Annotated in this window: 19 protein-coding genes; 10 read left to right on the top strand and 9 right to left on the bottom strand. The window is 59.1% G+C overall.

Annotated features, from left to right (window positions below; all coding sequences use genetic code 11):
* The first annotated feature begins 27 nt into the window (after positions 1-27).
* The 9 genes from M2401_RS07025 (at position 28) to glmS (ending at position 9,729) form a co-directional block, all read left to right on the top strand.
* Complete coding sequence (locus M2401_RS07025) at positions 28-498, top strand: F0F1 ATP synthase subunit B (RefSeq protein ID WP_259101015.1); 471 nt, start codon at positions 28-30, stop codon at positions 496-498.
* 12 nt (positions 499-510) lie between these two features.
* Positions 511-1,047 (top strand): F0F1 ATP synthase subunit delta, encoded by a 537-nt coding sequence (locus tag M2401_RS07020; protein ID WP_259101013.1) that lies wholly within the window; start codon positions 511-513, stop codon positions 1,045-1,047.
* Positions 1,048-1,068: 21 nt separating this feature from the next.
* The gene (atpA, locus tag M2401_RS07015; RefSeq protein ID WP_259101011.1) at positions 1,069-2,613 is read left to right on the top strand and encodes a F0F1 ATP synthase subunit alpha; all 1,545 of its coding nucleotides are present in this window, start codon (positions 1,069-1,071) and stop codon (positions 2,611-2,613) included.
* 50 nt (positions 2,614-2,663) lie between these two features.
* Positions 2,664-3,524 (top strand): F0F1 ATP synthase subunit gamma, encoded by an 861-nt coding sequence (gene atpG / locus M2401_RS07010; protein ID WP_259101010.1) that lies wholly within the window; start codon positions 2,664-2,666, stop codon positions 3,522-3,524.
* Positions 3,525-3,551: 27 nt separating this feature from the next.
* Positions 3,552-4,931 carry a F0F1 ATP synthase subunit beta gene (gene atpD / locus M2401_RS07005; RefSeq protein ID WP_259101008.1) on the top strand — a complete coding sequence of 460 codons (1,380 nt, stop codon included), beginning with the start codon at positions 3,552-3,554 and terminating at the stop codon, positions 4,929-4,931.
* Between the two features lie 44 nt (positions 4,932-4,975).
* Positions 4,976-5,401 (top strand): F0F1 ATP synthase subunit epsilon, encoded by a 426-nt coding sequence (locus M2401_RS07000; protein WP_259101006.1) that lies wholly within the window; start codon positions 4,976-4,978, stop codon positions 5,399-5,401.
* A gap of 106 nt (positions 5,402-5,507) precedes the next feature.
* Positions 5,508-6,878, top strand: a complete 1,371-nt coding sequence (glmU, locus tag M2401_RS06995; protein ID WP_259101004.1) for a bifunctional UDP-N-acetylglucosamine diphosphorylase/glucosamine-1-phosphate N-acetyltransferase GlmU — start codon at positions 5,508-5,510, stop codon at positions 6,876-6,878.
* Positions 6,879-7,116: 238 nt separating this feature from the next.
* Positions 7,117-7,884 carry a DeoR/GlpR family DNA-binding transcription regulator gene (locus M2401_RS06990; protein WP_259101003.1) on the top strand — a complete coding sequence of 256 codons (768 nt, stop codon included), beginning with the start codon at positions 7,117-7,119 and terminating at the stop codon, positions 7,882-7,884.
* A gap of 9 nt (positions 7,885-7,893) precedes the next feature.
* Positions 7,894-9,729: a glutamine--fructose-6-phosphate transaminase (isomerizing) gene (glmS, locus tag M2401_RS06985; RefSeq protein WP_259101002.1), complete on the top strand. Its 1,836-nt coding sequence runs from the start codon at positions 7,894-7,896 to the stop codon at positions 9,727-9,729.
* 66 nt (positions 9,730-9,795) lie between these two features.
* On the opposite strand, the gene M2401_RS06980 is transcribed toward glmS, so the two are convergent.
* From M2401_RS06980 to M2401_RS06955, 6 genes are all read right to left on the bottom strand, one after another.
* The gene (locus tag M2401_RS06980; RefSeq protein WP_259101001.1) at positions 9,796-10,035 is read right to left on the bottom strand and encodes a hypothetical protein; all 240 of its coding nucleotides are present in this window, start codon (positions 10,033-10,035) and stop codon (positions 9,796-9,798) included.
* 84 nt (positions 10,036-10,119) lie between these two features.
* Positions 10,120-10,929: an ABC transporter substrate-binding protein gene (locus M2401_RS06975; protein ID WP_259101000.1), complete on the bottom strand. Its 810-nt coding sequence runs from the start codon at positions 10,927-10,929 to the stop codon at positions 10,120-10,122.
* Positions 10,930-11,016: 87 nt separating this feature from the next.
* Positions 11,017-12,303, bottom strand: coding sequence for a hypothetical protein (locus M2401_RS06970; protein WP_259100999.1), 1,287 nt, complete (start codon positions 12,301-12,303; stop codon positions 11,017-11,019).
* Between the two features lie 5 nt (positions 12,304-12,308).
* Positions 12,309-13,622: a hypothetical protein gene (locus M2401_RS06965; protein WP_259100998.1), complete on the bottom strand. Its 1,314-nt coding sequence runs from the start codon at positions 13,620-13,622 to the stop codon at positions 12,309-12,311.
* A 294-nt stretch (positions 13,623-13,916) separates the two neighbouring features.
* On the bottom strand, positions 13,917-15,551 hold the full coding sequence (locus M2401_RS06960) for a glucan biosynthesis protein (RefSeq protein ID WP_259100997.1): 1,635 nt from the start codon (positions 15,549-15,551) through the stop codon (positions 13,917-13,919).
* 199 nt (positions 15,552-15,750) lie between these two features.
* Positions 15,751-16,371 (bottom strand): LysE family translocator, encoded by a 621-nt coding sequence (locus tag M2401_RS06955; RefSeq protein WP_409033884.1) that lies wholly within the window; start codon positions 16,369-16,371, stop codon positions 15,751-15,753.
* 144 nt (positions 16,372-16,515) lie between these two features.
* Between M2401_RS06955 and M2401_RS06950 the strand changes: the two genes are divergently transcribed.
* Positions 16,516-16,998 carry an Lrp/AsnC family transcriptional regulator gene (locus tag M2401_RS06950; protein WP_259100995.1) on the top strand — a complete coding sequence of 161 codons (483 nt, stop codon included), beginning with the start codon at positions 16,516-16,518 and terminating at the stop codon, positions 16,996-16,998.
* A gap of 139 nt (positions 16,999-17,137) precedes the next feature.
* On the opposite strand, the gene lpdA is transcribed toward M2401_RS06950, so the two are convergent.
* The 3 genes from lpdA to M2401_RS06935 form a co-directional block, all read right to left on the bottom strand.
* Positions 17,138-18,538: a dihydrolipoyl dehydrogenase gene (lpdA, locus tag M2401_RS06945; RefSeq protein WP_259100993.1), complete on the bottom strand. Its 1,401-nt coding sequence runs from the start codon at positions 18,536-18,538 to the stop codon at positions 17,138-17,140.
* A 157-nt stretch (positions 18,539-18,695) separates the two neighbouring features.
* Positions 18,696-19,628, bottom strand: coding sequence for a phosphatidate cytidylyltransferase (locus tag M2401_RS06940; protein WP_259100991.1), 933 nt, complete (start codon positions 19,626-19,628; stop codon positions 18,696-18,698).
* Positions 19,628-20,248: a 1-acyl-sn-glycerol-3-phosphate acyltransferase gene (locus M2401_RS06935; protein WP_259100989.1), complete on the bottom strand. Its 621-nt coding sequence runs from the start codon at positions 20,246-20,248 to the stop codon at positions 19,628-19,630. Before M2401_RS06935 ends, M2401_RS06940 begins: the two co-directional genes overlap by 1 nt.

The following is a 20,248-nucleotide window of genomic DNA, read 5'->3' as shown; positions in this document are numbered from 1 at the left end:
TGGACAACGAACGAGCGAGGTGTTGGCGTGAACATTAATGCAACCCTGATTGGCCAGTCCGTTGCGTTCTTCATTTTTGTGCTGTTCTGCATGAAGTTCGTATGGCCTCCGGTCATTACGGCTTTGCACGAACGTCAGAAGAAGATCGCGGATGGACTGGACGCTGCTACACGAGCAGCTCGCGACCTGGAGTTGGCCCAAGAGAAAGCGGGTCACCAACTGCGCGATGCTAAAGCTCAAGCAGCTGAAATCATTGAGCAAGCCAAGAAACGCGGTACTCAGATTGTCGACGAAGCCCGTGAACAGGCTCGCGTTGAAGCTGACCGTGTCAAGGCTCAGGCTCAGGCCGAGATCGAGCAGGAACTGAACGGCGTCAAAGACGCGCTGCGCGCCCAACTGGGTAGCCTGGCAGTCAACGGCGCAGAGAAGATCCTGGGTGCCACAATCGATCAAAACGCGCACGCGGAGCTGGTTAATAAACTGGCTGCAGAAATCTAAGCGAGGGCGATCATGGCAGAACTGACCACGTTGGCCCGACCTTACGCTAAGGCAGCCTTCGAGCATGCACAGGCGCACCAGCAACTGGCCAATTGGTCAGCCATGCTCGGCCTGGCTGCTGCGGTGTCGCAAGACGACACCATGCAGCGCTTGCTCAAGGCCCCGCGACTGACGAGCGCAGACAAGGCCACCACTTTTATTGAAGTGTGTGGCGACAAGTTCGATGCCAAGGCACAGAATTTCATCCATGTCGTTGCTGAAAACGACCGTCTCCCGCTTCTGCCGGAGATCGCCGAACTGTTCGACCTGTACAAGGCCGAGCAGGAAAAATCGGTCGATGTGGATGTCATCAGTGCTTTTGCATTGGACCAAGAACAGCAAGACAAACTCGCCAAGGTTCTCAGTGCACGGCTCGGCCGGGAAGTGCGCCTGCACGCTGCGGAGGATGCCACCCTTATCGGGGGTGTTGTCATTCGCGCCGGCGACCTGGTTATCGATGGCTCAGTTCGCGGCAAACTCGCGAAATTGGCCGAAGCATTGAAATCTTGAGTTTGAAGGGGCAGCAGAGCAATGCAGCAACTCAATCCTTCCGAAATAAGTGAAATCATCAAGGGTCGCATCGAGAAACTCGATGTAGCCTCCCAAGCCCGTAACGAAGGCACTGTCGTCAGCGTTTCTGACGGTATCGTACGGATCCACGGTCTCGCCGACGTAATGTACGGCGAAATGATCGAGTTTCCTGACGGCGTCTACGGTATGGCCCTCAACCTGGAGCAAGACTCCGTAGGTGCCGTTGTTTTGGGCGCTTACCAGTCTTTGGCTGAAGGCATGAGTGCCAAGTGCACCGGCCGCGTTCTGGAAGTTCCTGTTGGTAAGGAACTGCTGGGTCGCGTAGTCGACGCACTGGGTAACCCAGTTGACGGCAAAGGTCCGCTGAACAACACCGAGACCGATGCGGTCGAGAAAGTTGCTCCAGGCGTGATCTGGCGTAAGTCGGTAGACCAGCCTGTACAGACTGGCTACAAGGCTGTCGATGCCATGATCCCTGTCGGCCGTGGCCAGCGCGAGCTGATCATCGGCGACCGTCAGATCGGTAAAACCGCTCTGGCGATCGACGCGATCATCAACCAGAAAGACAGCGGCATCTTCTGCGTCTACGTAGCAATCGGTCAGAAACAATCGACCATCGCCAACGTTGTGCGCAAACTCGAAGAAAACGGTGCACTGGCTAACACCATCATCGTTGCTGCCAGTGCTTCCGAATCGGCTGCACTGCAATTCCTGGCGCCGTACTCCGGTTGCACCATGGGCGAATACTTCCGCGACCGCGGTGAAGACGCACTGATCGTTTATGACGATCTGTCCAAGCAAGCAGTGGCTTACCGCCAGATTTCCCTGCTGCTGCGCCGTCCACCAGGCCGCGAAGCTTACCCAGGTGATGTGTTCTATCTCCACTCCCGTCTGCTGGAGCGCGCATCCCGCGTTTCGGAAGAATACGTAGAGAAGTTCACCAACGGTGCAGTGACTGGTAAAACCGGTTCCCTGACCGCGCTGCCGATCATCGAAACCCAGGCTGGCGACGTTTCCGCGTTCGTTCCGACCAACGTGATTTCCATCACTGACGGTCAGATCTTCCTGGAATCGGCCATGTTCAACTCGGGCATCCGCCCGGCAGTGAACGCCGGTGTTTCGGTATCGCGCGTAGGTGGTGCCGCTCAGACCAAGATCATCAAGAAGCTGTCCGGTGGTATCCGTACCGCTCTGGCTCAGTACCGTGAACTGGCGGCATTCGCCCAGTTCGCTTCTGACCTGGACGAAGCGACCCGTAAGCAACTTGAACACGGCCAGCGCGTTACCGAGCTGATGAAGCAGAAGCAATACGCGCCAATGTCGATCGCCGACATGTCGCTGTCGCTGTATGCCGCCGAGCGTGGGTTCCTGACTGACGTCGAAATCACCAAGATTGGCAGCTTTGAACAAGCGCTGATTGCTTACTTCAACCGCGATCACGCTGATTTGATAGCGAAGATCAACGTGAAGGGTGACTTCAATGACGAAATCGACTCCGGCCTGAAATCCGGTATCGAGAAGTTCAAGGCCACCCAAACCTGGTAAGCCGCAGTGGGGGCCGTCAGGTCCCCGCTTGCTAACCTGATAGGTGTTACATGGCAGGCGCAAAAGAGATTCGCAGCAAGATTGCGAGCATCAAAAGCACGCAAAAGATCACCAGCGCCATGGAAAAAGTGGCGGTCAGCAAAATGCGCAAGGCTCAAATGCGCATGGCTGCTAGCCGTCCTTACGCGGAGCGCATCCGCCAGGTGATTGGTCATCTGGCCAACGCCAACCCGGAATACCGCCACCCGTTCATGATCGATCGCCCTGTAAAGCGCGTCGGTTATGTCGTTGTGAGCAGTGACCGTGGTTTGTGTGGTGGCTTGAACACCAACCTGTTCAAGGCTCTGGTCAAGGACATGGCGGTAAACCGTGAAAACGGCGTAGAGATCGATCTGTGCGTGGTCGGCAGCAAAGGTGCGGCCTTTTTCCGCAACTTCGGCGGTAACGTCGTCGCTGCGATCAGCCACCTGGGCGAAGAGCCGTCGATCAATGACTTGATCGGCAGCGTCAAGGTGATGCTGGATGCTTACCTGGATGGCCGAATTGATCGCCTGTCCGTGGTATCGAACAAGTTCATCAACACCATGACCCAGCAGCCAACAGTGGAACAATTGATTCCGCTGGTGGCTACCCCGGATCAGAAGCTCAAGCATCACTGGGACTACGTTTACGAACCCGACGCTAAAGAGCTGCTGGATGGGCTGATGGTGCGCTACGTGGAATCGCAGGTGTACCAGGCGGTGGTCGAGAACAACGCAGCTGAACAAGCAGCGCGGATGATCGCGATGAAGAACGCTACGGACAACGCCGGTGATTTGATCAGTGATTTGCAGCTGATCTACAACAAGGCGCGTCAAGCAGCGATCACCCAAGAGATCTCGGAAATCGTCGGCGGCGCTGCCGCGGTTTAACGGTTCAAATATTCAGAGGATCCAGCTATGAGTAGCGGACGTATCGTTCAAATCATCGGCGCCGTTATCGACGTGGAATTTCCACGCGACAGCGTACCGAGCATCTACAACGCGCTGAAAGTAGTGAGCGCGGCTGAAACCACCCTGGAAGTTCAGCAACAGCTGGGCGACGGCGTGGTTCGCACCATTGCGATGGGCTCCACCGAGGGCTTGAAGCGCGGTCTGGAAGTTTCTGACTCTGGCGCTGCCATTTCCGTACCTGTCGGTAAAGCGACCCTGGGCCGGATCATGGACGTTCTGGGCAACCCGATCGACGAAGCTGGTCCGATCGACACCGAAGAGCGCTGGGGCATTCACCGTGCCGCACCTTCCTTCGCAGAACAGGCGGGCGGCAACGACCTGCTGGAAACCGGTATCAAGGTAATTGACCTGGTTTGCCCGTTCGCCAAGGGCGGTAAAGTCGGTCTGTTCGGTGGTGCCGGTGTCGGCAAGACCGTAAACATGATGGAACTGATCCGTAACATCGCCATCGAGCACAGCGGTTATTCCGTGTTCGCCGGTGTGGGTGAGCGTACTCGTGAGGGTAACGACTTCTACCACGAGATGAAGGATTCCAACGTTCTGGACAAAGTGGCACTGGTTTACGGTCAGATGAACGAGCCGCCGGGTAACCGTCTGCGTGTAGCACTGACCGGCCTGACCATGGCCGAGAAGTTCCGTGACGAAGGTAACGACGTTCTTCTGTTCGTCGACAACATCTACCGTTACACCCTGGCCGGTACAGAAGTATCTGCACTGCTGGGCCGTATGCCGTCTGCCGTAGGTTACCAACCGACCCTGGCTGAAGAGATGGGCGTTCTGCAAGAACGTATCACTTCGACCAAGAACGGTTCGATCACCTCGATCCAGGCTGTCTATGTTCCTGCGGACGACTTGACCGACCCATCGCCAGCGACCACCTTCGCCCACTTGGACGCCACCGTCGTTCTGTCCCGTGACATCGCTTCCCTGGGTATCTACCCAGCGGTTGACCCACTGGACTCGACTTCGCGCCAGCTGGACCCGAACGTCATCGGCCAGGAACACTACGACACCGCTCGCGGCGTTCAGTACGTGTTGCAGCGTTACAAAGAGCTGAAGGACATCATTGCGATCCTGGGTATGGACGAGCTGTCGGAAACCGACAAGCAGTTGGTATCCCGCGCTCGTAAGATCCAGCGCTTCCTGTCGCAGCCGTTCTTCGTGGCTGAAGTCTTCACCGGTGCATCGGGTAAATACGTTTCCCTGAAAGACACCATTGCTGGCTTCAAAGGTATCCTCAACGGTGACTACGACCACCTGCCAGAACAAGCGTTCTACATGGTCGGCGGCATCGAAGAAGCGATCGAGAAAGCCAAGAAACTGTAATCCCGGCGCCCGGTAACGGGCGCTAATCAGGTCGAGGCAAGCAAATGGCTATGACAGTCCATTGCGATATCGTCAGCGCGGAAGGAGAGATCTTCTCCGGTCTGGTCGAGATGGTGATCGCGCACGGCAACCTGGGTGATCTCGGTATCGCTCCAGGCCACGCGCCGCTGATCACTGATCTGAAACCGGGTCCGATCCGCTTGATCAAGCAGGGCGGAGAAGCCGAGGTGTTCTACATCTCCGGTGGTTTCCTTGAGGTTCAACCGAACATGGTCAAAGTGCTTGCCGACACTGTGCAACGCGCTGCTGACCTGGATGAAGCTTCAGCTCTGGCCGCCGTCAAGGCAGCCGAGAATGCCCTGAACGAAAAAGGCGCGGATTTCGATTACGGATCTGCAACCGCTCGTTTGGCCGAGGCCGCAGCCCAGCTGCGTACCGTCCAGCAAATTCGCAAGAAGTTCGGCGGTTAAGGCCGAGGTTCTCTGCGCGATTGAGTAAAAGGGTAGCCTCGGCTACCCTTTTTCTTTTTTCAGATCAGCCCGACGCTCGTCGCGGCGCGCTCAGTTGGTAACTCTCATGTCTCTCGATATCGTTATTCTCGCCGCTGGCCAAGGCACCCGCATGCGCTCGGCCTTGCCCAAGGTGCTGCATCCAGTGGCCGGCGATTCCATGCTTGGCCATGTTATCCACAGCGCCCGGCAACTTTCCCCACAAGGCATTCATGTGGTGATCGGCCACGGCGCGGAACTGGTTCGTGAACGCCTGGCAGCGGATGATCTGAATTTCGTGCTGCAGGACAAACAACTGGGTACTGGCCACGCTGTTGCTCAAGCCTTGCCGGTGCTGACCGCCGAAAACGTGCTGATCCTCTATGGCGATGTGCCGCTGATTGAAGTCGAAACCCTGCAGCGTCTGCTCAAGCAGGTGAATGCCGAGCAACTGGGCCTGCTCACGGTCAACCTCGATGACCCAACTGGCTACGGCCGTATCGTCCGTGACGAGCAGAACCGCGTATGCGCCATTGTTGAACACAAGGACGCCACTGAAGCGCAGAAAGCCATTACCGAAGGCAATACCGGCATCCTCGCCGTGCCCGGCAAGCGTCTGGCGGACTGGCTGGGGCGTCTGTCGAACAACAACGCGCAGGGCGAGTACTACCTGACTGATGTGATTGCCATGGCTGTCGGTGATGGCCTGGTGGTCGCCACCGAACAACCCTTTGATACCATGGAAGTGCAGGGCGCCAACGACCGCAAGCAACTGGCCGAACTGGAGCGTCACTACCAGCTGCGCGCTGCACGTCGTCTGATGGCCCAGGGCGTAACCCTGCGCGATCCAGCCCGCTTCGATGTGCGCGGCGAGGTCACGGTCGGTCGCGATGTACTCATTGATATCAACGTGATTCTCGAAGGCCGCGTAGTGATCGAGGACGACGTGGTCATTGGCCCCAATTGCGTGATCAAGAACAGCACCTTGCGCAAAGGCGTGATGATCAAGGCCAACAGTCATCTGGAAGGCGCAATCATGGGTGAGGGCAGTGATGCCGGTCCGTTCGCGCGCTTGCGCCCGGGCAGCGTGCTGGAAGCGCGCGCCCATGTGGGTAACTTTGTCGAACTGAAGAATGCTCATCTCGGCGAAGGCGCCAAGGCCGGGCATCTGACCTATCTGGGCGATGCGCGCATTGGCGCCCGGACCAACATCGGCGCAGGCACCATCACTTGTAACTACGACGGTGCCAACAAGCACATGACGGTGATGGGCGAAGATGTCTTCATCGGTTCCAACAACTCCTTGGTGGCGCCTGTGGATATCTCGGATGGTGCTTCCACGGCCGCCGGTTCGACCATCAATCAGGACATTCCTGCGCAACAACTGGGGGTGGCCCGTGCCCGTCAGCGTAATATCGACGGCTGGCAGCGCCCGGTAAAAATCAAAAAGCCCGAGTAAAATTATCCACAGGGTTGTGTCTGAACAGGCCTGGAGCTGTTCAGACGCTACACTGACGACCCTGTGGATAACCCTCTACGTATACCTTTCTGTCTATAGCCTGAAGGGTTACGTCTTATTTCCCCCGCATCGACGCACATTTCACCTGACGTGATTTATTGTTTCGGCCACTTGACGACAGGCTTTCGATGAGTTTTGATTGCCTTCGTTATCTTTCGAAACGAAACTTATGGCTGTCATGTCGAAACGGAACACTCCCCAACGTCGCCACAATATCCTCAGCCTGCTCAATGAGCGGGGCGAGGTCAGTGTCGATGAGTTGGCCAAGCGCTTTGATACGTCTGAAGTGACGGTGCGCAAGGATCTCGCTGCACTCGAAAGCAACGGTTTGCTGCTGCGTCGCTACGGCGGCGCGGTGACTCTGCCGCATGAGTTGATCAGTGACCACGGCCAGCCGATCTCGCCGTACAAACTGGCAATCGCCAAGGCCGGCGTGGCCCGTATCCGTGAGCATGCGCGGATCATCATCGACAGTGGCAGTACCACCGCCGCGATGATTCCCCAATTGGGCCAGCAACCGGGTCTGGTGGTGATGACCAATTCGCTGCATGTGGCCAGCGCCCTGAGCGAACTGGAGCATGAACCGGTGCTGCTGATGACCGGCGGTACCTGGGACCCGCATTCCGAGTCCTTCCAGGGCCAGGTTGCCGAGCAGGTGCTGCGTTCCTACGACTTCGATCAGTTGTTCATTGGTGCCGATGGCATCGATCTGAATCGTGGCACCACCACATTCAACGAGCTGCTGGGCTTGAGTCGGGTCATGGCCGAAGTGTCCCGTGAAGTGATCGTGATGGTCGAGTCCGACAAGGTCGGGCGCAGGATTCCCAATCTGGAGCTGCCCTGGGGCAGCGTCCATACCCTTATTACCGATGATCGCCTGGCCCCGGAGGCCCGCGAACAGATTGAAGCCCGCGGCATAACGCTGATTTGCGCCGCTGTTAGCTAGGAGAAGACTATGTGTGGAATCGTTGGCGCAGTCGCTGAACGCAATATCACTGCCATTTTGCTGGAAGGCCTCAAGCGCCTTGAATACCGCGGCTACGACAGCGCCGGTGTTGCCGTATTCAGCAATAACGGCACCCTGGAGCGCCGTCGCCGTTCGGGCAAGGTCAGCGAGCTGGAACAGGCCCTGGCCGGTGAGCCGCTGATGGGTCGCCTGGGTATCGCCCACACCCGTTGGGCCACCCACGGCGCACCTTGCGAGCGCAACGCTCACCCGCACTTCTCCGGCGATGAGCTGGCAGTTGTGCACAACGGCATCATCGAGAACCACGAAGCCCTGCGCAGCCGACTGACTGGCCTGGGTTATGTGTTTGTTTCCGATACCGATACCGAAGTCATCGTCCACCTGCTGCACCACAAGCTCAAGGACACCCCCGACCTGACCATTGCTCTCAAGGCGGCGGTCAAGGAACTGCACGGTGCTTACGGTTTGGCGGTGATCAATGCCAGGCAACCGGATCGTCTGGTCGCCGCCCGTAGCGGTAGCCCGCTGGTGATCGGCCTGGGCCTGGGCGAGAACTTCCTCGCTTCCGACCAACTGGCCCTGCGTCAGGTCACTGACCGCTTCATGTACCTGGAAGAGGGTGACATTGCCGAGATTCGCCGCGAAAGCGTGCAGATCTGGTCGGCCGACGGCCTGCCGGTCGAGCGTGAAGCCGTGCAATACCGCGAAGGTGCCGAAGCTGCCGACAAAGGTGAGTTCCGTCACTTCATGCTCAAGGAAATCCACGAGCAACCAAAAGTCGTGCAGCGCACCCTGGAAGGCCGTCTGGGTCAGAACCAGGTGCTGGTCCAGGCGTTCGGCCCGCAAGCAGCCGAGCTGTTCGCCAAGGTGCGCAACGTACAGATCGTTGCCTGCGGCACCAGCAGCCACGCCGGTATGGTTGCCCGTTACTGGTTGGAGTCTTTGGCTGGCATCCCTTGCCAGGTCGAAGTCGCCAGTGAGTTCCGCTACCGCAAGGTCGTGGTTCAGCCGGGCACGCTGTTCGTGTCGATCTCCCAGTCCGGCGAGACCGCCGATACCCTGGCCGCCCTGCGTAACGCCAAGGAACTGGGTTTCCTCGCTACATTGGCAATCTGCAACGTCAGCATCAGCTCACTGGTGCGTGAATCCGACCTGACCCTGCTGACCCAGGCCGGCCCGGAAATCGGCGTCGCTTCGACCAAAGCCTTTACCACGCAACTGGTGGCATTGCTGCTGCTGACCCTGTCCCTGGGTCAGGTCCAGGGCACGCTGGGCGAAGGCGTCGAAGCCGAACTGGTCGAAGAATTGCGTCGTCTGCCGACTCGTCTGGGCGAAAGCCTGGCTATGGACGGCACCGTGGAGAAAGTCGCCGAGTTGTTCGCCGAGAAGCACCACACCCTGTTCCTGGGGCGTGGCGCGCTGTTCCCGGTAGCGATGGAGGGGGCCCTGAAGCTCAAGGAAATCTCCTACATTCACGCAGAAGCCTATCCGGCCGGTGAGCTCAAACACGGCCCGCTGGCCCTGGTCGACAGCGACATGCCAGTAGTGACCGTGGCGCCGAACAACGAACTGCTGGAAAAGCTCAAGTCCAACCTCCAGGAAGTCCGCGCCCGTGGCGGTGAACTGGTGGTGTTTGCCGATGAAGAAGCCGGCATGACCAGTGGCGAAGGCATCCATGTCATCTCCATGCCGCACATCATCGACACCCTGGCCCCGATCCTCTACACCGTGCCGCTGCAACTGCTGTCGTATTACGTGGCGGTGCTCAAAGGCACCGACGTCGATCAGCCGCGCAACCTGGCCAAGTCGGTGACTGTGGAATAAGTTATCCACAGCGCCCGTCATCACAGCCGCTTGCTCCTACAGGGCAAGCGGCCTGTGTATATCTATCTATTCCCCTCTTTCCCGCACGATCCGCCCCATCGCCACTTCATGCAAAACCCTTTGCAGCTTTTCCTCGTCATTTAACAACACCATGGACATCCTCAGCACCGATTGGGCTTCTGATTCATGCCCGGCGAGGCTGAGGGTTTCGGCGATCTGCAACAGGTCGACTCCGGTCCACTTCAGATCGGCCGCAATGCCCAGCAGGTCGCGGCGCAGCTCTTGGTTCGGTTTGTTCAGGCTCATGAAGGCTCCGGTGATAGTCACTGCTGCGTGCTCAGGAATGGCCGAATATAGCAAAGGGCGTTGATTTATCCACAGGTGGATGGCTCAGCGCTTGGGTGTTACCGAGCAGCCAGCCCCGCTATCACAAGCCATATCCCGCTCCTGATCGATGGGCAGGTAGCTTTTGCGGATGCGTTCGACTTCACCACTGGCGACCAAACCCTTGATTGCTGCGTTTATCCTGGGCAGCAGGTCGGCGTGTTCGGGCTGTACTTTTATCCCCAGGGGCGCATCACTGAGCAGCGCGCCACGGCCGAAGGCGGCGGGGTCGACGCGTTGCTTGACGATGAGGTAGTCAAATAGATCATCGACCATGGCTACGGCGTCGACTCGGCCGCTCTGCAGCAGGCTGAGCAGGGCGGTGTCCTGGGAAACTTCCAGTTTGCTCAGGCGGTTGTCGGCGAACGCAGGGTCGAGGGTGCGATAGGTGTAGCCGCGGACCATGCCCACGGTCATGCCTTGCAGGTGTTCAAGGGGTTTGTCGCGCAATGGGTTGCCGGCGAGGAAGTAGAGATGCTCGCGGACATTCAAGTAGGGAATGGAGAACTGGAAGCGGCGCAGGTCTTCAGCGCTGTTCCATTGCGGGGAGTCGGCATAGTTGAGGTCGATCTGGTCGCGGCTCAACATGGCTTGCAGGCGGTTGACCGGATAGGAGACGAAGCGCACGTCCACATCCGAGAGCTGCAATATCCGGCGGGCAATGTCGATGGATACTCCATGCAGTTCGCCTGTTTCATCGGCATAACTGAAGGGGCGCCACTCACTGCCGCCCGCCACAAAAGGCGCGGCCTGCAATGGCGCTATCGCCGATAGCCAGGCCAGCGCACATCCGCACAGGTATTGACGAAGGTTCATGATCCACTCCCTTGGGTAGTGGCAAAACACTAGCAGTTGCAAATGGCAGCAGTGTGATAAATATCCCTGGCGCCGAAAAGTCAGGTGTCAGCCGTCGGATCCCAGGCTGATGATTTTCACAAAGCCGTTCAGGCTCAAGGGGACGGTACATTTGCCAGCGTTGCAGCTCCAGTCCGGGCCGGTTTGCTGGCCCTTGTTTGGCGCTGCGGTATCGACGTAACGCACGGCACCACTCTGCGGTGTCGGGCTGATCAATGATTCGGTGCGGGTATAGCCCGTGGTCCAGGCTGCGAGGACTCGCTCGGGACCTTTGTCGAAATACAGCATATAGACCTCTGCGCCCTGGCGACTGGCCTGGGCGTCATAGCGAAAGTCCCGCACCACAGGCGCTACCGCCTGCATCACGCCATAGGCGGGCTTGGGCTTGAGTGTGCCGTACTCAAGCAGGCCGAAATGATGTTCCTGATTGGACTTATCCACACCGTCATCGATCAGGTCGTACCACCACATACCCTTGATCGCCGGCAGAGTGCGCGCGAGAAAGTAGGCTCGGCCCAGATAGGCGGCCTGAGTAACCGGTGTATTGCCGCAGTTGCCCTGATGGCTCGGCCAGCTCATCTCGGTCAGATAGAGAGGGACTTCCCGGCCGACCTTGTTGGTCAATTTCTGCGAGTAGCTGCGCATCCACTTGATCCAGCCTTCGGGTGTGGCGTTCTCGCCGTTTGCGCAATGCACATAGGGGTGCAGCGACAGGCCGTCGACCCAATTCAGTACACCGTCATCGATCAGGCGCTCGGCAAAGCCGCCACGCATACCATGGGACGTAATGGAGCCGGCCAGAATCGTAGACTGCGGGCTATTGCGCCTTACGATGGGGGCAGTGTCGCGCACCAGGGCGGCGTAGTCGGCGCTCAGGGCCGGATCCTTGGGATCGTTGCCCAGGTCCCACTCGTTCCAGATCTCATAGAAGCCGACGCCCGCGCCCAGTTGCCTTGTCGCGTAGTCGACATATTGCAGATAGCCGGGTTTGACCTGGGGTTCGCTGGGTTTGATGTTGTTATGGAACCAGGTGCTGAAACACAGGATAGCCATGGGCGTCATGTTCAGATCCACGCCGCCGCTGAGCCATGTACGCCAGCCGGGAACGACGCGCCACTGGCCGAGGGCCGTCTCGGCGCTGGACCAGTACGGCGCGTCCCGGGCCGAGTTGATACCGGCTGCCGCAGCCAGGCGCAGACGTGGCAACGGTGGTGCTTCGTCATTCATGAAGTGGGTGACGACGCCGACGATGAACGGCTCCTGGGCCTGTGCCGGTTGCGCCACAAACCAACTGGCACAGGCCCAGGCAAGGACGTGCAGCGCTTTGTGCTTCATTTGTTTCATGCTCCCTGCAAGCCCGGCAGGGCGGTCAGCTCAGGCAGATCCTGAGGGCGTTGCGCGGAGGGGCTGGCGACATCGCGCGAAGCTATCGCCAGGCTGATACCGACCCCGATAAACAGGCTGGCGATGCTGGACTCGAAGACATCGGTGGTCCAACTGATCAGGCAAACGCAGAAGATGATGCTCAACAGTGCGCGGCCGGTTCCAGTCTGATCGTCGCTCAAGGCAAACATCAGTTGGATTTGCGCGAGATAAAGCAGCAGGCCCGCCGCACCAAAAGTGCACCACAGATAGATCGCCGCGTTGTCGGACACTTGCAGATCTTGTGCGTCCGGCACCGGGAACGGCGCAAGGGAACTGCCGACCAGACCGAAACCAGCCCCCGAGATAACCCAGCCCTGGCTTTCCATGGCCCGCACGACATTGGGCCAGGTGTTGATCATGCGGTCGTACAGCGAAGAAAGCGGGCCGTCGCTGTAGATCAGATTGCTGTCGAAGTCATTCATTAAGCCAATCAGCGGCAGGGCTATCCCCATCAGCACTGCAAGCGTCAACAGGACCCGGCGGGTCCAGTAAAAGTGCAGCACGGGCAACAGCGCCAGCGTAGCGACGAAGGCGACGGCTGGCGCCTTGCTGGTGGTCAGCAGGATGCCGTAGAAGCTGGCGCCACACAGCAGTAACCATAGCAGGCGCGAGCGAATGATCAGCGCCAGGTACAGGGTGTAGATAGCGATGAGCAGCGACAGCGAACCCGAGACCCGGGCGAAGCCGGCGATGCGGTCCTGGGAGTCGGCGCTCCAGGCGGTATTGGCGCTGAGTTCCACTTCGCCGAGGCTGTAGGCGTACCCCTTCCACGGCACGACGGTGAATTTGTCCAGACCGATGCCGATCCACGACGCCAGCAGGCACAGGCCAATGACCCAGCCGAGCAGCCTTTGATGCAGCAGCAGGTATTGGCCGCAGACCAGGCCGAACAGTAGAGGGCCGACGATAAACAGACTGAAGCCGAGATTGTTCAGGCTGGCGCCATGCAGCATCGCCAGAGATGCCGAGAGCAGCAACAGGGGCAGGCACAGCCACAGGATACGGTTGGCTCTCAGGGCGCTGAGTTCAAGGAGAAACAGCGCCACGCAAGCGACTTTGGGCAGGTAGAGCACAGCGGAAATACCGGCCAGATCGAAGAAAAAACGCAGTGCTCCGGAGAAGGTCTCGACCAGAATCAGGCTGATGGCGATCCCGGCGATCAGGGTCGATTTGCGCACAGACAGGCTCGACGGTGCCTGCCCGGCGCCGTTTGCGGCGTTCAGCAACATAGAAGGGTGCCCTCGATAGAGCGTTCAGGAAGAGATCGGCAACGCTACCGCCCATCGCCGGCGCAGGGCGGTCAATTGGCAGTTGGGGAGTGGGATGAGACAGGGGCAATAACAGCCTGATAAGACGAGGCTGTCAAATAATCCGCCAAAATATCAGCGATATTTTGGCCTTGTAAAAAGAATGGATATTTAGTCGATTGATTTTTATATAGATTAAAAAATGACGCTAAACACGCTATCAACCGTAGGAGCGGTTGAAGCCGCTCCTACGGGTCAGTCACCACCAGTGCGGCATCAGTTATAGGTATACCGACGCTTGTCCGGCGCTGGCGGGAAGTACTGGTACAGCCAGGTTTCGCTCAGGGTGCGGTCCTGGGTGCGGATGAACATGCGCATTTCCACCGGATCCACCGAATCGCTGGTCGGATACCAGTCGAAGGTTACGCGGAAGCCCTTGATATTCGGCAGTGCCAAGACGTTGAAGTCTTTGACTTCTCCGCCCGAGACGGTCACTACCGGATCGATGGACGTACCTTCAGGCAAGCGATCCAGACCGCCACCGCTGAAGTCCACGGCAAAGCGCCGGGCCCACACATCAGGATAATGCTCACCTGGCGCCCAGCCTTCGATAAAGCCGCCCATGCCCGAACGTGTTGCGTTGACCTGGGCCAGCGGTGTACTCACGGGCGGCAGCGGGCTCCAGTACAGCTTGTAGCCATAGTTGAGGCTGTCGCCGGCCTTTATCGCCTTCTTGGGGTTCCAGAACACCACGATGTTATCCAGCGTTTCGCCGGTGGTGGGCAGTTCCATCAGATCCACCGAGCCTTCGCCCCACGGGGTCGTCGGCTCGACCCATAGGCTCGGGCGACGGTGATACCAGTCGACGGTGTCCTGATAGGTCTCAAACTTATGATCGGTCTGCACCAGGCCAAAACCTTTCGGGTCTTTGTCGGTGAAGGTATTGAACTGCAGACGCAGCGGGTTGTTCAGCGGGCGGCAGATCCACTCGCCATTGCCGCGCCACATGGCCAGGCGGTCCGAGTCATGGATTTCCGGGTGGATGGTGTCGCACATACGCCGTTCATGGGTGCCGCAGCTGAACATGCTGGTCATGGTGGCGATGCCCATCTGCTCGATATCGGCGCGGGCATTGATATGGGCGTCGATATCCATCACCACCTGGTTGGCCTGGCAATCGATGTCAAAACGATAGGCGCCGGTCGCGCTCGGCGAGTCGAGCAGGGCGTAGACCACGAAGCGGGTCGCGTCTTTGGTCGGCGTTTCGAACCAGAACTTGGTGAAGTCGGGAAACTCCTCCTTGCCCTTGGAGGAATAGGTGTCGATGGCCAGGCCGCGGGCTGACAGGCCGTATTGCTTGTTGCTGTCGATGGCGCGGAAATAGCTGGCGCCAAGGAATGACAGAATGTCGTTGATGGCGATTTCCGGCGCCTGGAACAGCTTGAACCCGGCAAAGCCCAGATCGCCCGCGCCCTTGAGCTGGGTTTTGTCGATGCCGCTGTTGTCATAGTTGAACAGGTCGGTACGGAAGTGCACCTCACGGGCCTGGCGGCTCGCCGGATCGACGCTGTACATACGCACCGGCGTCTTGAAACCGGCGCCGACGTGGAAGAAATGCACATCCAACTGGCCCTGCACGTCATGCCACAGCGAATGCCCGGCGTCGTACTTGATGGCGTTGAACTGCTGCGGTGTCATATTGGCCAGCACAGGAGGCAAGGCCTGTTTGGTGCTGACGTAAGCGTTACTGGCCAGTTGCTTGGCCTGGGCTTGCAGGCCCTCGAAGTCAAAGTGCTCGATTTCACCGTCGGCGGCGGCTGCCAGGGCACGGGCGGCAAATAGCCCGCTGGCAGGCAAACTGCTGTAGGCCGCCAATGCCATGGATGCTTTGAGGAGATTCCTGCGATTCATAAACGTGAAGCCTCTGAATAATGCTTGTGCTTCCTGCACACAGAACGCGCCAACGACTCCTTGCCGAACGCAAGTTACCCACAACAGATAACAAACTCTGCATCCGGTTCGAAAAAAAGGCAAAAAAGTCGCAAACGGAGGTTTTTTGTGAGGTCTCAGAGACTTGCAAGGCATATGCCGCAGACGCCGGTTTACCGGCTTATGCCTGCTGAATAAATGCCAGACGTACAGCGAAACCGATCAACAAGCCGCCAAACAGCCATTGCTGGATCCGCCGTGCCGAAGGGCTGCGTTCAAGCCAGCGGCCCAGGCTGTCGCCGACCAGGGCATAGGCGCAGTCGAACAGCAGTGCAAGCAGCACCAGAATCACGCCCAAGGTGGCGAATTGCACGCTAACGGCAGCGCCGTTCGGATCGATGAATTGCGGTAGCAGCACCGAACAGAACAGCAGCGCCTTGGGGTTGAGCAGATTGGTCAGCACGCCACGACCGATCGCCCCGAGCCATGAAGGTGGCACGCTGCCTTGTGGCGCACCACTGAGGGAGCCAAGGGCGCCGGGCTTGAGCATTTTCACGCCGAGCCAGAGCAGATAGGCCGCCCCGGCGAAACGCACCAGGTCAAAGGTCCAGGGTGCCGCCTTGAACAGGGTGGCCAGGCCCAGTGCTGCAAGGGTGACATGAGCCGCTCGGGCCAGTGCCAGGCCCAGTGCAGTGGCCAGTGCCAGCGCTCGACCTTGGCGGGCACCGGTCTGCAACAGAAGGATCATGTCCGGCCCCGGCATCAAGATGATCATAATCAGGGCTGTCAGGTAGAGCGCCATATTTTCCATCGTCGAAGGTCTCGGTAAGGAAGCGATGAAGGAAAATTCTACGGCCCAAGGGCGGGGCAGGTGCTTGCGTCTTTAACCCTATATAGATCTAGAATTGGCACAATCTGCCAATCCAATTAGTCATAAGGCGCTGATATGCCAACACCGAAACTGGATGCCTACGACCGCAAAATCCTTGCTGCCCTGCAACGGGATGGACGCCTGACCAATGTGCAACTGGCCGATGAGATCGGTCTGTCTGCCTCACCCTGCCTGCGCCGGGTGCGTAATCTGGAAGACGCCGGGGTGATTCGCGGCTATCAGGCCACGCTGGACAGTGAAGCGGTGGGATTGGGTTTGACGGTCTTCGTCGGGGTCAAGGTCGAGCGCCATCACGAAGGCGAAGCCGAACGCTTTCGCCTGGCCGTACTGGCGTTACCGGAGGTGATTTCCGCTTATCTGGTGTCGGGGGAGGTTGATTTCCTGCTCCACGTCGTGGTGCCGGATTTGCGCGGCTATGAGCGCTTTCTCAATGGCAGCCTGTTGAAGGTGCCGGGGGTACGGGATATCCGCAGCAACTTTGCGATTCAGGTGATCAAGTCACCTGGACCGCTGCCGTTGGGGCATTTGCCGGGGTGATACCAATTGGAGCGCTGTGGATAACTTTTTGTGGGAGCGGATTCATCCGCGAATGGGCCCGTACACTCGCTGAATCTTCATCGACTGAAATACCGTCTTCGCGGATAAATCCGCTCCCACCACATCGAGTTTGGGCACCTTACGCCTGAGTGGTATGCCCATTCGCGCCCATGGCCGCCTGACGCAGGGCCTCGGAGCGGGTCGGGTGAGGATGGCAGATCAGCGCGATATCCTCGGAGGACGCGGCAAACTCCATAGCCACGCACGCTTCACCGATCAATTCGCCCGCACTCGGCCCGACCAGATGCACGCCCAGCACCTCATCGGTACGCTCATCGGCCAGAACCTTGGCGAAGCCTTCGGTCTCGTGGTTGATCTTGGCCCGGCTGTTGGCGCTGAACGGGAACTTGCCGACCTTGTACGCTCGCCCTTCGGCCTTGAGCTGCTCTTCGGTCTTGCCGACGCTGGCCAGTTCCGGACGGGTGTAGATCACACCGGGGATCAGGTTGTAATTCAGCTCGCCCGCCTTGCCGACAATACGCTCCAGGCAGACATGGGCTTCGTCCTCGGCCTTGTGCGCCAACATGGGGCCGGAAGTGACATCACCGATCACCCAGACATTCGGTGCTTCGGTGCGATGGCCCTTGTTCTCCAGCATGCCGCGCTTGTCGACCTGCAGGCCCACGGTCTCAAGGCCCAGGCCCTTGGTATAGGGACGACGGCCAATGGACACCAGTACGTAATCGGCTTCGATCAGTTCCGCTTCGCCGCCGGCAGCCGGTTCTACGCGCAGGGTCACGCTGTTTTCCGAGCGGACCGCTGAGGTCACCTTCGAGCTGAGCTTGAAGCTCATGCCTTGACGGGTCAGGGAGCGCTGCAGGGTCTTGCCCGCCTCCAGATCGCTGCCGTGGGCCACATGGTCGAGAAATTCGACCACCGTGACCTTGGCGCCGAGACGCCGCCACACCGAGCCCAGCTCCAGGCCGATGACGCCAGCACCTATCACCACCAGGTGCTTGGGCACTTCCGGCAGGGACAGGGCGCCGGTGGAGTCGATGATACGCTCATGGTCGAGCTCTACCCCTGGCAGCGGGGTCGGCTCGGAACCGGTGGCGATGATGATGTCCTTGGCCTGCAGTTCGGTCTCGACACCCGCAGCATCGGTGACGATGACCTTGCCCGGCCCGGCGATACGGCCCCAGCCCTTGATCCAGTCGGCCTTGTACTTGCGGAACAGAAACTCGATGCCCTTGGTCAGGGACGCCACACTTTCGCCTTTCTGCTTCATCATCTGCGCCAGGTTCAGGGTCGGCTTGACCTCGATACCCAGATTGGCGAATTCCTCGCCCACAGCGGCTTCGTACAGCTCGGAGGCGTGCAGCAGGGCTTTGGACGGCATGCAGCCGACATTCAGGCAAGTGCCGCCCAAGGTCTCGCGACCTTCGACACAGGCCACCGACAGGCCCAACTGGCCAGCGCGAATGGCAGCGTTATAGCCGCCGGGGCCGCCGCCGATGATGACAACGTCATAACTGCTCATGGTCTTACTCCTGGGGAAGTTCGTCGCAAGAAATTAAATTATGATCGTAATATAGGCCGCGGAGCGACCAGCTTCAAGTGATGAGCTACAAGCTGCAAGCAAAAGCGGGTGCGGTTTGCTCTTGCTTGCAGCTAGAGGCTTGCAGCTTGCGGCTGCTTCACGTCCACCAATAGCGCACAAGGTGAAAGAAGATCGGCGCCGCGAAGCACACCGAATCCAGGCGATCGAGCATGCCGCCGTGGCCTTCGATCATATGCCCCCAATCCTTGACCCCACGGTCGCGCTTGATCGCCGACATAACGATGCCACCGGCAAAACCGAGCAGGTTTATCAACAGGGCGATCAGGGTCGATTGCCAGATATTGAACGGGGTGATCCACCACAGCGCGCCGCCGATCAGTGAAGCCAGGGCGATGCCGCCGACAAAGCCTTCAACGGTCTTGGAGGGCGACAGGTTCGGCGCGATCTTGCGTTTGCCGAACAGCTTGCCGCACACGTATTGCAACACGTCGGAGAGCTGCACGACGATGACCAGATAGGCGATCAACAGCAGGTTGCGCCCTTCGTAGCCGGGGATTTCCAGGGTCAGCAGGGCCGGCACATAGGACACGCAGAACACTGCGATCATCAGCCCCCACTGTACCTTCGAGGCTCGCTCCAGAAAGTGCGTGCTGTCACCGCCCAGTGACGCCAGGATCGGCAGCAGCAGGAACACGTAGACCGGAATGAAGATCGAGAACAGCCCATACCAGTTGGTGGCGATGAGGATGTATTGCAGCGGCAGCGCCAGGTAGAACGCTGCTACAAGGGCCGGATAATCGCTGCGCCGGGTTGGCGTCAGGGTCAGGAACTCGCGCAGGGCGTAGAACGATACGGCGTAGAACAGCAGGATCACCGCACTGTAGCCAAGCCAGAAGGCGATGCCGATCACCACCACCATGACCCACCAGGCGTTGATCCGGGCATTGAGGTTGTCGATCACCGAGTTGGGCTCACTGCCCGCGCGGCGCTTGAGAATGAAGCCAATCAACGAGGCCAGCAGCAGAATGGCGCCGATCCCCATGAACAACATCTGTGTCTGCCTATCCATCAATGCTGCTCCGGGGCCAGGGCCAGCAGCGCGTCACGGCTGCGGGTGAGGAATTGCTCTTTGCTTTCGTCTTCTTCCAGGCGCAGCGGCGCGCCGAAGCTGGTTGTGCATAACAATGGCAGCGGCAGGACCCGGCCTTTAGGCATGACACGGTTGAGGTTGGCTATCCACACCGGCACCAGTTCCGCTTGTGGATAACTCTTGGCCAGGTGATACAAGCCGCTCTTGAACGGCAGCAGGCCGTCTTCCAGATTGCGCGTGCCTTCAGGGAAGATAATCAGCGAATCCCCCCATTGCAGGGCGTCGAGCATCGGCTGCAGCGGATTGCTCTCCGGCGTCTTGCGCTCACGGTCGATCAGCACGCCGTTGAATACGCCACTGATGATGTAGCGCCTTAGCGGCGTTTTCTGCCAGTAATCGCCTGCGGCGACGGGGCGGGTCAGCTTGCGCAGTTGTGGCGGTAGTGAAGCCCAGAGCAGGACGAAATCGCCGTGGCTGCTGTGGTTGGCGAAATAAATGCGCTGATTGGGCTCGGGCGTGCAGCCCAGCCACAGGCTGCGTGCGCCGGTCACACTGCGCGCTCCGGCGGTGATGATCGTGGCGACCAAGGGTTCGAACAT

The organism is Pseudomonas sp. JUb42, from assembly GCF_024807945.1.
GTDB lineage: Bacteria > Pseudomonadota > Gammaproteobacteria > Pseudomonadales > Pseudomonadaceae > Aquipseudomonas.
The sequence above is the reverse complement of the archived record's forward strand: the minus strand, read 5'-3'. Positions and strand labels throughout refer to the sequence as shown.

Excerpts from the sequence above, each read along its gene's own strand:
- M2401_RS07020 (WP_259101013.1), top strand. The coding sequence starts at position 511 with ATGGCAGAACTGACCACGTTGGCCCGACCTTACGCTAAGGCAGCCTTC.
- atpA (WP_259101011.1), top strand. The coding sequence starts at position 1,069 with ATGCAGCAACTCAATCCTTCCGAAATAAGTGAAATCATCAAGGGTCGC.
- atpG (WP_259101010.1), top strand. The coding sequence starts at position 2,664 with ATGGCAGGCGCAAAAGAGATTCGCAGCAAGATTGCGAGCATCAAAAGC.
- atpD (WP_259101008.1), top strand. The coding sequence starts at position 3,552 with ATGAGTAGCGGACGTATCGTTCAAATCATCGGCGCCGTTATCGACGTG.
- M2401_RS07000 (WP_259101006.1), top strand. The coding sequence starts at position 4,976 with ATGGCTATGACAGTCCATTGCGATATCGTCAGCGCGGAAGGAGAGATC.
- glmU (WP_259101004.1), top strand. The coding sequence starts at position 5,508 with ATGTCTCTCGATATCGTTATTCTCGCCGCTGGCCAAGGCACCCGCATG.
- M2401_RS06990 (WP_259101003.1), top strand. The coding sequence starts at position 7,117 with ATGTCGAAACGGAACACTCCCCAACGTCGCCACAATATCCTCAGCCTG.
- glmS (WP_259101002.1), top strand. The coding sequence starts at position 7,894 with ATGTGTGGAATCGTTGGCGCAGTCGCTGAACGCAATATCACTGCCATT.
- M2401_RS06980 (WP_259101001.1), bottom strand. The coding sequence starts at position 10,035 with ATGAGCCTGAACAAACCGAACCAAGAGCTGCGCCGCGACCTGCTGGGC.
- M2401_RS06975 (WP_259101000.1), bottom strand. The coding sequence starts at position 10,929 with ATGAACCTTCGTCAATACCTGTGCGGATGTGCGCTGGCCTGGCTATCG.
- M2401_RS06970 (WP_259100999.1), bottom strand. The coding sequence starts at position 12,303 with ATGAAGCACAAAGCGCTGCACGTCCTTGCCTGGGCCTGTGCCAGTTGG.
- M2401_RS06965 (WP_259100998.1), bottom strand. The coding sequence starts at position 13,622 with ATGTTGCTGAACGCCGCAAACGGCGCCGGGCAGGCACCGTCGAGCCTG.
- M2401_RS06960 (WP_259100997.1), bottom strand. The coding sequence starts at position 15,551 with ATGAATCGCAGGAATCTCCTCAAAGCATCCATGGCATTGGCGGCCTAC.
- M2401_RS06955 (WP_409033884.1), bottom strand. The coding sequence starts at position 16,371 with ATGGCGCTCTACCTGACAGCCCTGATTATGATCATCTTGATGCCGGGG.
- M2401_RS06950 (WP_259100995.1), top strand. The coding sequence starts at position 16,516 with ATGCCAACACCGAAACTGGATGCCTACGACCGCAAAATCCTTGCTGCC.
- lpdA (WP_259100993.1), bottom strand. The coding sequence starts at position 18,538 with ATGAGCAGTTATGACGTTGTCATCATCGGCGGCGGCCCCGGCGGCTAT.
- M2401_RS06940 (WP_259100991.1), bottom strand. The coding sequence starts at position 19,628 with ATGGATAGGCAGACACAGATGTTGTTCATGGGGATCGGCGCCATTCTG.
- M2401_RS06935 (WP_259100989.1), bottom strand. The coding sequence starts at position 20,248 with ATGTTCGAACCCTTGGTCGCCACGATCATCACCGCCGGAGCGCGCAGT.